The sequence below is a fragment of the Bartonella sp. AC158YNML genome, assembly GCF_042196725.1.
Lineage (GTDB): Bacteria > Pseudomonadota > Alphaproteobacteria > Rhizobiales > Rhizobiaceae > Bartonella.
The window spans coordinates 230,553-247,012 of record NZ_JBHIQU010000001.1 but is presented as its reverse complement, the minus strand read 5'-3'; the positions used below and the strand labels follow the sequence as shown (position 1 = coordinate 247,012).

Here is a 16,460-nt window from a genome sequence, read left to right as displayed (position 1 = left end):
CTGCTTAAATCATCAGTTTTTTCAATATAAAAAAACTGTTTTTAAACATCTTGAAAAGTTATTTTTTCTCTTAATCCTTCATTGCAAATGTAAAAGATAACTGCTATTGCTAAATGATAATGCAAATTATTTGCAATAAAAAGAAGGCATATAAAGGAAAGAGAGCATCAATGAACGTAAGAACATTTTTCACCGTAGTTTTTGGAAGTGTTATTTTTTTTACACCCAATTTTGCTTTGTGTGCTGGTAAATTTAAAGCTGTTACGACATTTACTATCATTGCTGATATGGCACGCAATGTAGCAGGTGATGCCGCTGATGTTGAATCCATTACAAAACCAGGTGCGGAAATTCATGAATATCAACCCACCCCACGCGATCTTATGCGTGCTCAGGGAGCTAACCTTGTATTGTGGAATGGTTTAGAGTTAGAGCTTTGGTTTGAAAAGTTTTTTCAAAATATCAAGGATGTTCCAAGTGTTGTTGTTTCAAAAGGTATTCTACCCATTAAAATTGGTGAGGGCCCTTTTAGCGGTAAACCCAATCCTCATGCGTGGATGTCACCAACCTCTGCTTTGATTTACGTTGATAATATTCGCGATGCTTTTGTAAAATATGACCCTGAACATGCTGAAATTTATAAAGAGAATGCTGAAATTTATAAACAGAAAATTCGTGCAACGATTGATCCAATTAGAGCTGAATTAGAAGCCGTACCGCAAGATAAGCGTTGGCTTGTGACCAGTGAGGGGGCTTTTAGCTATTTGGCGCGTGATTTTGATCTAAAAGAACTTTATTTATGGCCCATCAATGCTGACCAACAAGGAACACCACAGCAGGTCAAGCATGTTATTGATATGGTTCGCAAATACAATATTCATGCAGTTTTTTCTGAAAGCACTATTTCCCCTGCGCCTGCTAAGCAGGTTGCCAGAGAAACAGGGGCTAAATACGGTGGTGTTCTCTATGTTGATTCTCTGAGTGAGAAAAATGGTGAGGTCCCCACTTATATTGATTTATTACGTGTCACGAGTGGGCGTATTAGCAAGGCTCTAGCAGAGGGAGTAAAAAGCCAATGACGGAATGTGGAATATTTGCCCAAGGGGTAACGGTAACTTATCGTAATGGACATACAGCTTTACGCGAAGTGAATTTTGAAAGTCCAAAGGGTTCTATTACGGCATTGGTTGGTGTTAATGGATCCGGTAAGTCAACGTTATTTAAAGCGATTATGGGGTTTGTACGCCCCTCAAAGGGAAAAATTCGCATGTTTGATTTGCCCGTTGATGTAGCTTTGAAAAAAAATCTTATTGCTTATGTTCCTCAAAGTGAAGATGTCGATTGGAATTTTCCTGTCTTGGTTGAAGATGTTGTATTGATGGGGCGGTACGGTCATATGAATTTCTTTCGCTATGCCCGTACACAAGATTATGAAGCCGTTCGTATTGCTTTAGAACGTGTTGATATGCTGGCTTTTGCTAAGCGCCAAATTGGAGAACTTTCTGGTGGACAGAAAAAGCGTGTTTTTCTAGCACGCGCTCTTGCACAAAAAGCAAAAGCTATTTTATTAGATGAGCCGTTTACAGGGGTTGACGTTACAACAGAAGATAAAATCATTGCTTTGTTACAAGATCTTCGTAAAGAAGGAGCTGTGATCTTGGTTTCAACTCACAATTTGGGCTCTGTTCGTGAATTTTGTGATCATACGGTTTTAATAAAAGGAACAGTGTTAGCTTCCGGATTAACTGAAAAAATCTTTACAAAGCAAAATCTGGAAAAAACTTTTGGAGGGTCTTTGCACCACCATATTTTTGATCTTCAAAGCACAAAAAAAAATGATGTTTTCATGGGAAGAAAGCAGTCTGCAGTTTGTGAAGATATTGAAAGAGTGGAGCACGTTGCATGATTTCTTGGTTGCTTGAGCCACTGAGCTATCAATATATGGTGAATGCAATGTGGGTTTCTGGGTTAGTTGGGTGTGTTTGTGCCTTTCTTTCGGCTTTTTTGATGTTAAAAGGTTGGTCATTGATTGGTGATGCACTTTCCCATTCGATTGTTCCTGGTGTAGCAGGAGCTTACCTTTTAGGGTTACCTTTTTCACTCGGCGCTTTTTTTTCTGGTGGTCTTGCAGCAGCAGCAATGCTCTTTTTTAACCATCGAACAAAACTTAAAGAAGATACCATTATTGGGCTCATTTTTTCTTCCTTTTTTGCCTTTGGGTTATTTCTCAAATCATTAAAACCAATGGCTGTTAATATTGATACGATTGTTTTGGGAAATATTTTAGCAGTTAGTTCAACAGATATTCTACAATTGGCTTTTATCGGCTTTTTTTCTTTGCTTATATTGCTTTTGAAATGGAAAGATCTTCTTGTTTCATTATTTGATGAAACGCATGCGCACGCCATTGGATTAAACGTAAAGTTTTTAAAGATTCTCTTTTTCACATTGCTGGCCGCTTGTACGGTTGCTGCCATGCAAACCGTTGGAGCGTTCTTAGTCATTTGTCTTGTTGTGACACCTGGGGCAACAGCCTATCTTTTAAGTGATCGTTTCGTAAATGTCTTGATTATTGCAGTTATAATTGGAACATTCACAAGTGTCTTGGGTGTTTATGTAAGTTATTTTTTGAATGCGCAAACAGGTGGGGTTGTAGTACTTTTTCAAGCATTTTTATTTATTTTGGCTTTTATTTTTGCTCCTAAACACGGATTTATTGCTGCACGCTTACGTATAAATGCGGCAAAAAAGGGTGTGATATTATCATGATTGATCAATTACTGCTTCCGTTTCAATTTTCTTTTATGCTTAAAGGTATGCTTATTACCATGATTCTTTCTGTTCCAATGGCAATGCTTTCCTGCTTTCTTATCTTAAAAGGATGGGCACTGTTAGGCGATGCCATTTCCCATGCAGTTTTTCCCGGTGTTGTTGTTGGTTATATGACAACACCATGGGTAATCGCATTTTTAACTTCTTTGCCATTTGCTTGGATTCAGCATATGCGTCCCGAGAATATTACAATGACTTTGATTACTTGCGGTGCTTTTGTTGCAGGAATGGTGTGTGCACTATTAACGGGTTTTTTAGGAAGCAATAGCCGTATCAAACAGGACACGGTGATGGGTGTGGTCTTTTCTTCAATGTTTGGTTTAGGGCTTGTTTTAGCCACCTCTATTTATAGTAGCTTAGATTTAAATCATATTCTATTTGGTAATCTCTTAGGTGTTAACTGGCTTGATATTATGCAGACAGCAATTATTTCTATTGTTGTCACTTTTATTTTAGCAGCAAAATGGCGTGACTTTATGCTGTATATTTTTGATTCAATTCAAGGTCGTGCAATGGGATTGCCAATATCTCTACTCCATTATACCCTTCTAACAATGATTTCTCTTACAATTGTTGCGGCTTTGAAAGCTGTAGGTATCGTGCTCGTTATTTCTTTACTGATAGCACCAGGAGCAATTGCCTATCTTGTCACAAAGCGGTTTTCTTTTATGTTAATAATCGCGATACTTGTTGCCGCTTTTTCTGGTTTTTTAGGGATTTATCTCAGCTTATTTATCGGCTCTGATTCTGCTTCCACAATTGTGTTAATCTTAACATTGATTTTTATTGCTATTTTCATGATGATTTTCTTTCGTCAAAACACAGTTCAAGAAACTTGAAGATAATAAAATTCTCGCATATCAGCCATGCATTTTTATGTATTGTCTCTCGTGCCTATTTTAGTTAGAGACTGGATCGCCAGGTTATTTTCCTCCTAATGCCTAGCAATTGAATGCAGTGTATATTCTCCCCCCAAGACTGCATTTTAATTAAGAGGCTGCATTGATTTATTCTGCAGCCTTTTTATTTTTTTCTAAAACTTTTTCTCATTTCTTGAAATCATTTAAAATGATTATCATATTGCGTAAACTATTCGGTATTTTCAAGGAACTTATGACAGAAAAAATGCTTACGCATGAAGTGATAGAGAGTGATTGTGCACTCAAACATCTGAACAATAAGAAAATAGATACAGTGTTTTTATGTAGAGTTTTGCGTAGAGGAAAATAGTACGAGACGAATGAAAAAAGACTTGAAGATATCGCACCCTTTGCGTATCTGCTATTATATAGCAGGGTGGGCAATGGTTATATTAGGTATTATCGGCGTAGTATTACCTATTATGCCAACTGTGCCTTTTTTGTTGGTTGCCTCATGGTGTTTTACGCGTTCTTCTCCACGTTTTCATCAATGGTTGAATAATCATCGTATTTTCGGTCCCCCTATTAAGCGATGGGAAGAAAAAAAAGCAATCTCTCCATTCGTTAAAGTTTTTGCAATGATGAGTATGACAGGTGGTTTTTTATCCTTTTTCTTGATGATACATCCTCCTTTATGGTTTTCTTTATTCACTGGGGTTATATTATTGTTGATTGCTGTTTATATTGTAACGCGTCCATCTTCATAATGATGGCAAATACTTTATGAGATGCTCTTTTTAACTTTGACTTATTTGTAAAAACTATTGAGAGAGCGGCTTTTCAAGTTTTAGATATCACCTCTCCATATCCAAGATACCTATGAAATAACAAGCTTTTTTAAAGAAACTAATCAATGATACGTTTGTCAAATAATTTTTATGAGAAAAAACTATGTACAAACACGAAGTGTCCATAAAAAGTTTCTTTGTAAGACATGATGGATCACATTCATGAAGAGAAGCATTACTTTGTGAGAAATGCTCGTATGGATCTCTATATATACATCTATATTGAGAAGCCATTAGATGTTATAGTCATTTCTTTCTAACAAGACATCTTATTTGTTTTGATATCTCTTGATGAGGACTTGATAGAATACAAAGCTTACTCAACACCATCTATTTTTATATTTATACAGTTAAAAGAAGTCGGTCTATTATATCAATCTTAATGTTGCATCTGTTTTTAGCTTAAAGATAATTTATAAAAACAACAGAGTTCTTTTTAAATGGTTTTATGCATATGCACATCCTTTTAATAATATGCGAATGAATAAATTTTTTGACTTTGCATAAAGCTTATTCAAAATAAAAATATTATTGCACTCTCTGTTTTTTTAATGAGCCCATGCCATTAAAACTAATGCATTGATTTATATAGATAATCTTGCGTTATTCATATTGAATTAGAACCCCGAATATCGTAGAATTCTCTCATTGCAAATCTATTCCCTGTTGAATCAATCAGAATCACTTGCTTACACATCACAAACGGGGATGGCGTGTGGGTAAAACTGTATAAAAAGAAATACCCCCTACCTAATGAGCTGTTTCACGTGCTAAAGGCTGTCGCAACATTGGGGGCTGGCAAATATATAATGATGATGCCGGCTTGTTGCTTCACAAACGTAAAGATGGGAATACTCAATGGCTTTATCATTATACCACTCATGGTCGGCACCGTAAAACAGGCCCAGGTGTCTTAAGAGATGTTTCTTTAAAACAAAAGGTTCTCCAAATCGTGTTATTTACATACTTATTTTAACGAAATATTTCTCAATGCTTTACTCATTTTATGATGGTAGGCCCATACATGGATAAAGTAATTTTTCCTGTAAAGTGTATAAAATCCATTGAGCACTATCATCCTTGCCTTGCAAAATGCAAACCAATAGTCACCATGCTATTTGTTATTCTCCAATGTTTTCTTATCAATTTCTAATGTTGCAATAGCTCTTAACACTTAAGAACATTCATAAAAGCTATTTTATAGTTTTTATCCACAAAGACTTCCGCTTATGGAGTAACAAGCCAGCCCTATCATTATATTTGCCAACTCCCAATGTTGCGACAGATCTTGCATTAAGACAGTTCATAAGAGCCATTTTTAGTCCTTTCTTATATAAATTTATCCACACGACAGCCCCGCTTGTAATGTGCAAGCAAATAGTTTTGATTGATTCAAAATAAGCAGGTTTGAAATGAGAGAATCTTACGATGTTCGCGCGCGCTCATTCAACATGCAAAACAATAATATCCCATTATGCCGTAAAACAATGTTATTTATGACAATAATATAAGGCATGTAAGTCTCCTTGGTATGTTAAGTATTTTTTTATGCGTAGTGAATATTTTTAATTCTTACTCGTCGGACTTTATGTAAGTGAAGCGCATGCAGGAGAAGTCAAGCGGAATCCGCTCAACAAGAAGCCGAACTTTTTACAGACCAGCAAAGGTTAAGAACCTTCATCCTTATAAAGATCAACCTTATCAATAATATGATGAGTTAATATATCCCGTTTTAAAGAGCTGGAAATTAGGTCGTTATAGATCTAGAAACGCGTTTCATTACCAAAAAAATTGAGATAACGTTGTACTTCTTCTGGATTACCGATAGTTTTTTCAGCATTATCTGAAAGTTTTACAGCTGGCCGACCACTGGCATGAGTCACCTTACAAACAAGGGAAAGAGCATCAAGTGTTGCAATTTCTTGAGGTGCACAACCCGTAAAGTCGTTGGTAAGATCAGTTCCCCATCCAAAACTCATGCGCACTCTTCCATGAAAATGATGATAGGTTTTTTCGATTGTATTGACATCAAGAGCATCAGAAAAAATTAAAAGTTTTTCGCGTGGATCTTTTCCTTTTTCTTTCCACCATTGAATAATACGTTCGCCACCTTCAATAGGGGGTGCACTATCAGGTCTAAACCCCGTCCAATCTGCTACCCAATCTGGAGCATCGCGTAAAAATGCTTCTGTACCAAAGGTATCTGGTAAAACAATGAGAAGATTTCCACCATAATAACGGTTCCAATCTTGCAAAACTTGATACGGAGCTCTGCGTAATTCATCATCGTTGTTGCTAAGAGCAGCAATAACCATGGGTAATTCGTGAGCATTGGTTCCAAGAGCTTCTAAATCTGTATCCATGGCGAGAAGGACATTAGACGTTCCAGTAAAAGAATTACCAATGCCTTCTTTTAATGCTTCCACACACCAGCGCTGCCATAAAAAAGAATGGCGGCGCCTTGTCCCAAAGTCAGATATTTTAATATCAGGCAATTTTTTGAGACGTTCAACTTTACTCCACATTTTTGCTTTAGCACGCGCATAAAGTACATCAAGAGCAAAACGATCTAACTTTTTCATAGCAGTACGTGAACGTAATTCGCTGATAATCGCAAGAGCTGGAATTTCCCACATAGAGCTATGCGCCCACGGACCATGAAACTGAAGAATATATTGGCCATCTTTACGGGTTAATTCATATTCTGGTAATTGAAAATTCTCAAGCCACTGAAGAAAATCAGGTTCAAAAATTTGCTTTCGTCCATAAAATGTATTACCAGCGAGCCAGATCATTTCTTTTTTTGAAAAACGCAAACTAAGAGCATGATCAAGTTGGGCACGTAATTCACTCTCATCAATATCATCAGCAAGACGTATTGTTTTAGAGCGGTTTATAAGGGAAAAAGTAACATTGACAGTGGGATAAAGTCCCCAAATCATCTGTACCATAAGAAGCTTATAAAAATCCGTATCGAGAAGTGAACGAATAATGGGATCAAGTTTCCAAGTATGATTGTAAACACGTCTAGCAATATCCGGATGATTCATAACCTTTTTCTTTCAGTCTCATCGAATCTAAAATTATTATGCACCAACACGGTTAATATAGGCGACGCAAGGACTATAACAACTCTACAATTTTGGGCAAGAATAAAAAAGCCTGTTCTCTTTTTTCGTTTTTAAGATTTAATAATACGTAAAATTTCATGCTGACCTGTTTTTTGTAACTTTATCCCTGTATGAACTTCAGTATATTCTTTGCCATTAACATAGAGCATATTTTCAGATCCCCATTTTACTTTAATAGTATAAATGGCATCACAAAATTTCATTTTTGCTTCATATTTTGGCCAAATAGAAGGTAAATGTGGCTGTAAAAATAACAAGTCTCCCTGACGTTGTATTCCAAGAATCGCTTGTGTTGCGGCACGATAAAACCAACCAGCTGAACCTGTATACCAAGTCCAACCGCCTTGACCACATCGTGGTTCAACAGCATAAATATCTGCCGCCATCACATAAGGTTCAACACGATAAGTTTCAGGATCTTGTCCATGATTAATAGGGTTAATCGCAGAAAATAAAGCATAAGCTTCATCGTTTTGTCCCATTTCAGCCAATGCTAAAATACTCCAAATGGCACCATGCGTATATTGACCACCATTTTCTCGAATTCCTGGAGGATAACCTTTTATATAACCAGGCTCGAGTGTACTTTTATCAAAAGGCGGCCAAAAAAGGCGAATGAGTCCACCTTTTTTATCATAGAGATGTTTTAGCATTGATGTCATTGCTTGTTTTTGACGTTCAAGCGATGCCATTTGAGAAATGACAGCCCAAGATTGAGCAATGGTATCAATTTGACATTCATCATTGATTTTAGAGCCAAGAGGTGTTCCATCATCAAAATAACCACGTCGATACCAAGCACCATCCCAACCGTTTTTCTCTAGGGATTTTGTTAAATGTTCAAGATACGTATTCCATATTTGCATATGGTCATTGTCACCACGTTTTTTTGCTAAAGAGATAAATGCTTGTAATGTGTACCCAAGAAACCATCCTAACCAAATGCTTTCGCCTTTTCCTTCCGCACCTACCAAATTCATGCCATCATTCCAATCCCCACCTAAAATAAGAGGGAGACCATGTGGTCCGCAGCGTTTAATGGCAAGGTCTAAAGCTAAAACACAATGTTCATAAACTGTTGTAACCTTTGAGGATTGGGTGGGTTGAAAATAAGCATCCTGTTGCCCACTTTTGAGAACATCACCTTCAATAAAAGGAATGAGCGTATCAAGAAAGGCATCATCGCCAGTGGTATTGACATAAAGAGCTGTTGCATATGCAAGCCAAACGATATCATCAGAAATCCGTGTACGAACACCAGCATTTGTATCAGGCAACCACCAATGTTGCACATCCCCTTCAAGAAATTGGTGCGCTGCAGCATTTAACAATTGGTCATGGGCCAATTGTGGTTCCAGCAATAACAAAGACAAGCTATCTTGTAGCTGATCACGAAAGCCAAATGCACCACTCGCTTGGTAAAAGCCTGCGCGTGCCATGATGCGGCATGCATAAATTTGATAGGGAAGCCAGTGGTTGACCATAAGATTAAAAGAAGAGTCAGGTGTTTTGACTTGGAAAGGAGAAACAAAATCACTCCATTGTTGTTTTTGTTTTATGAGCAGAATTTCAAAATCGCTTGCACGTGCTTGATCAAGTAGTTTTTCAGCTTCTTGCCTATTTTCAGCACTGCCAAGATAGAAGATGATTTCTTTTGTTTGCCCTGGTAAAAGATCAATATCATAGGCAAATGCTGAACAAGGATCACATCCTGCTGCAATGATATTCGAAAGAGCACCAGCTTTACGGATCGCATTTGGATGTGTTACGGTTCCCGTTGCACCGATAAATTCAGCGCGATTGGTCGTCGTACTGGTTGGCATTTCGGAGGCTGATAAAAATGTGACTTGTTGAGATTTTTCGATGTGATAGGGATTTTGAATAAAATGCGCCCCCCATCTAGCCTCATAAGAAAAAACAATAAAGGGGGCATATTTGGTACGAACATTTCCCAAAACCCATTCAACATAATTATAAAGGCGTAAACTGCGTGGTTTTTCCCCTTTATTCGTGAGAATAAGACGTGAAAAGCGAATAGGTTTTTCAGGATCAAGTGTATGGGTCAGTTCTAATGCAATTTCTGAATGTGTCGATTTAAAAGTTGAGAATCCAAAACCATGACAAGCATCATAGACAACATTTTCATCACATTCTACGGTAGAAACGGGTGAAAAACGTTTTAAAGACTGGTGATCAACCAAATAAAGTGCTTCTCCTGGCCGGTTAGACGTTGGATCATTCGCCCAAGGAGTTAATTGATAATCGCGACTATTATTAACCCAAGTAAAAATTGCACCTTCAGCAGAAACATGAAAACCAAACCTGTGATTAGCAATAACATTAATCCACGGATGCGGGGTGGTGGTATGCCCATGAAGACGTATTACATAATGATTATGCTGATTAAAACCACCGTAACCATTCCAATATCTTAGATCTTCTCCATTCGTAGGGAAAGAAGATGGTTTTTGTTGGCTAACAAGACCAATGGAAGCAAAAAGATTTTGTTCCGTTTGTGGTGTAACTTGCCTTCTTTCATTATATTTCGAAGAGTCTAATTGTTCATAAGATCCTTGATAATTTTTACGGATTGCGAGATCAAAATCATTCTCATCAAGCCGTTTAAGCTGTTCAGATAAAGAGCCATTTTGGGCATCAAGAACAATACGCGCTGATGCAAGAAGCGTTTTAAAACTCTGTTCACTTATTTGATCGCGCCGAAGCGTGAAAATATGTTGGCATCCATCTGCTTCTTGCGTGTGGCGACGATAAGATTCACAGACCCATTCAAGAGCACGTTGTGTATTTTGTATATAGGAAAATGCTTGTTCATTGAGAATGACCAAATCAACAATAAGACCGCGCATACGCCAATATTCGTGTGCTTTAAGAAGCTCACGCAGTACAGTTATATTTCCCTCGTTATTTAATCTAAGAAGACAGAGTGGATTGTCTCCTGAAATGGACATGGGCCAAAGATCAGACTGTTTTCCAAGCATTTTTTCTAATATTTCAGAAGGAAGACGCCATGTGCGGTCTGGATAGATAAGCGGTGTTGCATATTTTTGATAAACAATAGCTTCTTTAAGCTGGGTTCCACTCTGATACAGTGCAACTTGTGAGCGCGTCCATGCCATTGAAAGTTCTTTTTGAAACATATCAGGTTGTCGATAATGTTTAATATGATTATGCAACGCTTCTTTTGTATGAGCAGCAAAAGTCCAAAAAATAAGTTCTGCTTTGCCATGGGCTGGAATTTGTACACAGCAGCGCAATGACATAATAGGATCTAGAACACAACCTTGACTGTTACTAAAACGAGTATTTTGGTCAAATGCAGCGGGACGATGAATAGATCGCCCCCGACCAATAAACAGAGAGCGATCTGTTTCAGCTTCGGTCTCTTGGAGAGTATCTGTTGTACTAGAAACAAAATGAGCAATATAAATATCAGGGTCGCTAGGTGAGCGTTTACGCCTTTTGGCAAAAATTGTTTTGCCTTCCTCAGCAATTTCTGTCTCTATAAACATACGAGAAAAAACAGGATGAGCACTATCTACGTCCATTGTTGCGAGTGCCAGTTCACCATAAGAGGTAACTTCAATGAGTCGATCTTTATTTGTCGTATTCATCAGTTGAAGACGTCTCCCTTCACCACATCCTTCAGATGTAATAAGACATTCAAGTGTTGATTTAATACCATCAACTATTTTTGTATATTCAGCCTTTTCATCTGTAAAAATGCTGATAGCTTCTTCTTCAATAACGCGTGTTGGTTCACCAGTAACAGACCACCAGCGTCCACTATGCGTATCACGTAAGAAGAATAAAGTACCTTGTTGATCTTCTGTTGCATCAGGAATAAAGCGCGTAATCGCATAATCGTGCCAACGGCTGTAACCAGAACCATTAGCTGTTAACATGGTAGAATAAGAGCCATTAGACAAAAGCAAAGTTGCTCGTGGTTTGAGCAACGGATTTTTAATAATACGCAAAGGGGCAGCGTCAAATGCTTGAGACTTATTGCGCATACTATTAACAGCTTTGGTATGAATAATAGGAATAAAATGGGGTGCTCTTTCTTGTAAGAGCAATTGAGTTGCTTCAATAACGGGATTACGGTGAAAACGATCACGCATTCGCCCTTGAAAAATAACATTGTTAAGAGCAAGGATAGACATGCCATGATGGTGCGCATAATAATTGCGTACAACAGCATATTTTTCCCCTATCTTCACGCGTGAAGGGGTAAAATCGACAGAATCATAATAACCATATGTTCCTAAAGCTCCAAGATCACGGAGTCGTTTTAAATTAGCGACAGCGCAAGAAGGTGCATATTGTGCCGCTAGAAGACTGGCATAGGGAGCAATGACAGCATTGCGTGAGAGTCCACGTTGGAGGCCGAGACTTGGAACACCAAAATGAGCATATTGATAGTTCATTAAATGATCGCGAGCATTAAATGCGGCCTCTGAAATACCCCATGGCGATTCTCGTTTATGGGCATATTGTATTTGACATCGAATAATTAATCGATTTGTTTGATCTAGTAGAGATCCTAACGGTTCATGCATCACAAGAGAGGGCATAAGGTATTCAAACATGGAACCAGACCATGATAGGAGCGCACCTTTCCAACCTATCGGTACAAGGAGTCGACCAAGATGAAACCAATGTTTAAGTTTTATATCTCCCTTTGCGATAGCAAAAAAGCTTGCAAGACGTGCTTCTGAAGCAAGCAGATCATAACAATTTTCATCGAGTTTGTTTTCTTGCACACGATATCCAATGGATAAAAGGTGCCGTTTAGGCTGTTCTAAAAAGTCAAATTCCATCTCAAAGGCTATTTGCCGTGCTGCTATAGCCAACTGGTTTAGTTTTTTACATAATTTTTCAGTATCACAATTATCAGTAGCATCATGATGATGAGCGTTGCAGGTGTCGAGAAGGCATTTAGCCCAAGAGAGCGCACGAGCAGATTCTATCGTTTGAATTTTTTGATCAAATTCACCGACTAAGTGCACAATATCGTGGGCTACCTGTGAAAGGTTCATGATGTGAGAAGGGATCGTATTTTCTTGTTCTAAAAAAATGAAGACAGAGTCATGAAAACGAGTAATTTTTTCTTCGATTCTTTGGCGTAAAGGGCGTAAACTGAATTGATGATCTGGAATTTCTTTGACAGTCTCATCAAGAATAGTACAAACATCCAATAAGCCTTCTCGGTCACTTTGAAAAAAAATATGAGGTTTTTCAGCCCATTCACTTAAAGCAGAAGAGAGTGTTACCAAATGACCGGCAAGGTTTCCTGAATCAACGGTTGATACATAAGTAGGTAAAAGAGGTCTGAGTGTATCCGTTTCATACCAATTATAGAGATGACCACGAAACTTTTCCATTTTTGCAAGAGAGCGTAATGTACATTCAATACGGGTGATGGTCTCTTCAACACCAATCCAACCAAAATCACGTGCTGCAATAATAGAAAGGAGATAAACCCCGATATTCGTAGGAGATGTACGTTGAGCTATAAGAGGTTCAGGATCTTCTTGAAAATTATCAGGAGGCAAATAGTTGTTTTGTGCATTGACAAAAGTTCCATAATAAAGCCATGTCCGCCGTGCAATAGAACGGAGTTTTTTTTCATCTTTTGAAGAAAGATAAAGGCTATCTTGAAAGGTTGAAGGTTGACTCACAATCCAAGCAATAAAGGGTGAAAAAAACCATGCTATCCCAAAAGGTAAAGCAACCAAGCTTGCAAAACTATCAGAAAAAAGGGGGAGTGCTATAGTAAGAATACCAATAAGCGATGCTGGTGCCATTGTAAAAACATAGAAACGCAAACTATTGGGTATTGATTTTGTTGCGGCAGAAGTTTTCCATTCAAGAAGATGCTGTTTTGAAATCGTCATACGATAGAGTGTACGAATAATCGCATCGGTCATAAAATACGCCGAATGCGCAAGAAACGTCGTTTTAAGAAATATATCAGCGCTTGTAAGAGCAATTTTGTTCCAAATTAATTGAAAATGTCCACGCAAAGAATGATCTATATTGGATGAAACAAACGTTTTTAATACACATAGAATGGGTGAAATGAAGGAGCTAAACAACAAGAATATTTGCCAGACGATTGCACTCTTTAATGGCAAAAGAGTCCATCCTGAAAATGCTGCGATTAACCACATAAGTGGCGTGAGAGAACGACGTAAATTATCCTGCATTTTCCAACGTGTTACAAAGCTTATTTGACGAGGGAAAAAAAGATAAGGTAAAAGTTGCCAATCACCACGGATCCAGCGATGATACCGCATAACATCAATATTATAAGCTGTCGGATAATCTTCAATAATTTCTACGCTACTTACAAAAGCAGTACGAGCATATCCCCCTTCTAAGAGATCATGACTGAGAACAGTATTTTCTTTAATTTTTCCGTAAAGTGCTCGTTCAAATGCATCAATATTATAAAGCCCTTTACCGATAAAGGTGCCTTCTCCTAAAAGATCTTGATACGTATCAAAAACAGCAAAAACATAAGGATCAATACCACGGTTGGTAGAAAAAATGCGTTGGAGAATTGATGTTTTTTTTTCTGTTGTAAGAGAAGGAATAATGCGTGGTTGTAAAATGCTATAGCCCTTTACAACCTTTCCACTTTGTGGATCAAAAATGGGATGATTGAGTGGATGGTTAAGCTTTCCAACAAGTTGTGTGACGCTCTCTGGAGTAAGACGTGTATCACAATCCAGAGTCATAACAAAACGGCAATCCAGAGGAAGATGTGGACCGGGGGGATAAAAGCTCGTGTTTTTATCGCCTCTTAAGAGCCGATTGAGTTCATGAAGTTTTCCTCGCTTTCGTTCCCATCCCATCCAACATTTTTCGCTTGTATTATAAAGGCGTCGGCGATGCAAAAGAAAAAAAAGCGGAAATTCATCACGAGGATAACGACCATTGAGTTTATCAATATTCTGTTGCGCATAGTGCAATAAATCAAGATCATCTTGCGTTTCTCTCAAGGGAGAATCCGCCCAATCTGTAATGAGTGCAAAATGAATGGCTCCTTTAGGATTGGAAAGATAGTGCACTTCAAGATTGTGTACTTGCTCATCAATATCATCGCGTGATGTCATCAAAGTAGGTACAACAACGATTGTCCGTGCATATCCCGGAATACCTTCTTTATATTCATAACCAATAAGCTTTCTTGATGGGACAAACCACGAAACAACAGTATTAAAAAAGGAAAAAGTAGCATCCATAGCAGGAAAAATCGCCAATATAGTAAAGCAAAGGGACATCCATGGTGTTATGCCAGACACTTGTAAAAAAGCGTAAATTGCAAGCAAAAGAGCAAGCGTTAGAAAAGAAATGGGAACGACGATGACTCTTAGTTTTAGGCAACAGAAAGTGCGTGCCCATTTTATGAAAAAAGGTGGGGTATATCCACAAGCCTTTTCAAATATGCCACGACCATCATCGACAAGATACCACCCCACACAAGAATGATGAGGCGTATCTTCAGAAGTGGAATTTGCTATTTCTACGACTTTATGTGCAACTTCCAGTTCACTAAGAGGCGAAAAGCGTGCAACTTTTTCAATGACTTGTCGATAAATATTGCGTGAGTGAGAATCAATTTCAGAAAATTCACTATTTTTACGTAAAATAGAATCGACACAACTTACTGTTTCAAACCATACTGTCCAATCAACATCATCTATAGCTTTAAGAGCACGGATAATATTGCCCATGGTTACACCATCTGCTGCTTGTCGGGTGTGTTCATCTGCTGTTGCAATCTCTAAGCTACTGCCTTGGCTTTCCAATTGTTTTTCAAGCCAAGTTAATGCTACGGTTGAATCGACAGATGCACTGCGCAAGCGATAAAATAAATGCGCTGAAAAGGTTGGATCAATAGTAAGTGGTTGATACTGCGTAAAAATAGAATGGAGTTTTGGTTTATTTTCTACAAGAGAAATTTTATCAGCCACTTGACTAGCAAGATGACGCATATGCCGCGCTTTTTCAATACGGACTGAAAGACGACGGACATTTTCAATGAGCAGCATCTGCATCACAGAAGGAAGAGCCCACAATTCACCAATTGTGAGCGCACAAACTTCTTGAAATCCATTAATCATAGCAGTCAGTGTTTCTTGTGAAAAGCTACTATCAGTATGCGCGATATAAAGCCAAGTTAAAATAAAAATTCGTGGTATTCCTGCTTTTTGTCTAGAAAGAGGAAGTTGCTTTATAAAGGACTTGGGGAGGTTACGGCGTAGCTGTTGTATGGTTTTATCAATGGCGTAATGATTATCAATGAGCCATTGAGCAGACGGTGCGATGGTCTCATCATTGTGGGCAGCAAAATCACTGGTATGAAAGGCATGAAGAATAAGTTTAGCATTTTCATTCAATCTCTTGCGAAAATCTTCTACTCCCTCATATTCAGGGAGTAAAATTTCTTTACCAGAAGCTATATCATGCCCTAAATTATAAAGATCTTCCTGTACTTTATAAATTGCACGAAGAGGAAAATCTGTATTAGTAAAATGATCTTTTCCCTCTGTTTGAGAAAAAAGTATTTTATGAAGGGTATTATGCACGCCATGTCCCATTGTTATTCAATTACATCGTTTTTTATTTAAATTGTAAGCATTTTATCTGAATAGTGAACCGTTGATAGACAAAAAAACAAACTTTTTGTTTTTATTTGCAAGCATTTGCAATTTTTGACGCAATAATTAAAAAATAAGCAGACAATTTCTTTAGAAAATAAA

At 37.9% G+C, this 16,460-nt stretch carries 8 protein-coding genes and 1 pseudogene; 6 read left to right on the top strand and 3 right to left on the bottom strand.

The annotated features are described in order from the left end of the window. Positions 1-170: 170 nt before the first annotated feature. From ACFIM1_RS00925 to ACFIM1_RS00900, 6 genes and pseudogenes are all read left to right on the top strand, one after another. Complete coding sequence (locus ACFIM1_RS00925; RefSeq protein WP_375608957.1) at positions 171-1,079, top strand: metal ABC transporter substrate-binding protein; 909 nt, start codon at positions 171-173, stop codon at positions 1,077-1,079. After that, a complete protein-coding gene (locus ACFIM1_RS00920; RefSeq protein WP_375607867.1) occupies positions 1,076-1,906 on the top strand; it encodes a manganese/iron ABC transporter ATP-binding protein in 831 nt (276 codons plus the stop codon). Before ACFIM1_RS00925 ends, ACFIM1_RS00920 begins: the two co-directional genes overlap by 4 nt. Next, positions 1,903-2,769, top strand: a complete 867-nt coding sequence (locus tag ACFIM1_RS00915) for a metal ABC transporter permease (RefSeq protein WP_375606165.1) — start codon at positions 1,903-1,905, stop codon at positions 2,767-2,769. The genes ACFIM1_RS00920 and ACFIM1_RS00915 overlap by 4 nt, the downstream gene beginning before the upstream one ends. Continuing rightward, positions 2,766-3,671 (top strand): metal ABC transporter permease, encoded by a 906-nt coding sequence (locus tag ACFIM1_RS00910; RefSeq protein ID WP_375608958.1) that lies wholly within the window; start codon positions 2,766-2,768, stop codon positions 3,669-3,671. Before ACFIM1_RS00915 ends, ACFIM1_RS00910 begins: the two co-directional genes overlap by 4 nt. A 401-nt stretch (positions 3,672-4,072) precedes the next feature. Then, a complete protein-coding gene (locus tag ACFIM1_RS00905; protein ID WP_375607869.1) occupies positions 4,073-4,459 on the top strand; it encodes a YbaN family protein in 387 nt (128 codons plus the stop codon). 848 nt (positions 4,460-5,307) lie between these two features. Further along, positions 5,308-5,477: pseudogene (locus ACFIM1_RS00900) on the top strand (integrase); the annotation flags it as partial. Between the two features lie 256 nt (positions 5,478-5,733). Here ACFIM1_RS00900 and ACFIM1_RS00895 read toward each other — a convergent pair. The 3 genes from ACFIM1_RS00895 to ACFIM1_RS00885 all read right to left on the bottom strand — a co-directional run bounded on the left by ACFIM1_RS00895 (position 5,734) and on the right by ACFIM1_RS00885 (position 16,286). After that, positions 5,734-5,856, bottom strand: coding sequence for a hypothetical protein (locus ACFIM1_RS00895; RefSeq protein ID WP_375609058.1), 123 nt, complete (start codon positions 5,854-5,856; stop codon positions 5,734-5,736). A gap of 447 nt (positions 5,857-6,303) precedes the next feature. Next, a complete protein-coding gene (pncB, locus tag ACFIM1_RS00890; protein WP_375607949.1) occupies positions 6,304-7,590 on the bottom strand; it encodes a nicotinate phosphoribosyltransferase in 1,287 nt (428 codons plus the stop codon). 131 nt (positions 7,591-7,721) lie between these two features. After that, entirely contained in the window at positions 7,722-16,286 is an 8,565-nt protein-coding gene (locus tag ACFIM1_RS00885; protein WP_375694470.1) for a GH36-type glycosyl hydrolase domain-containing protein, read from the bottom strand. Between the last annotated feature and the right edge of the window lie 174 nt (positions 16,287-16,460).

What these genes read in the sequence shown, in the direction of transcription:
- ACFIM1_RS00925 (WP_375608957.1), top strand. Translation starts at nt 171, where the DNA reads ATGAACGTAAGAACATTTTTCACCGTAGTTTTTGGAAGTGTTATTTTT.
- ACFIM1_RS00920 (WP_375607867.1), top strand. Translation starts at nt 1,076, where the DNA reads ATGACGGAATGTGGAATATTTGCCCAAGGGGTAACGGTAACTTATCGT.
- ACFIM1_RS00915 (WP_375606165.1), top strand. Translation starts at nt 1,903, where the DNA reads ATGATTTCTTGGTTGCTTGAGCCACTGAGCTATCAATATATGGTGAAT.
- ACFIM1_RS00910 (WP_375608958.1), top strand. Translation starts at nt 2,766, where the DNA reads ATGATTGATCAATTACTGCTTCCGTTTCAATTTTCTTTTATGCTTAAA.
- ACFIM1_RS00905 (WP_375607869.1), top strand. Translation starts at nt 4,073, where the DNA reads ATGAAAAAAGACTTGAAGATATCGCACCCTTTGCGTATCTGCTATTAT.
- ACFIM1_RS00895 (WP_375609058.1), bottom strand. Translation starts at nt 5,856, where the DNA reads ATGGCTCTTATGAACTGTCTTAATGCAAGATCTGTCGCAACATTGGGA.
- pncB (WP_375607949.1), bottom strand. Translation starts at nt 7,590, where the DNA reads ATGAATCATCCGGATATTGCTAGACGTGTTTACAATCATACTTGGAAA.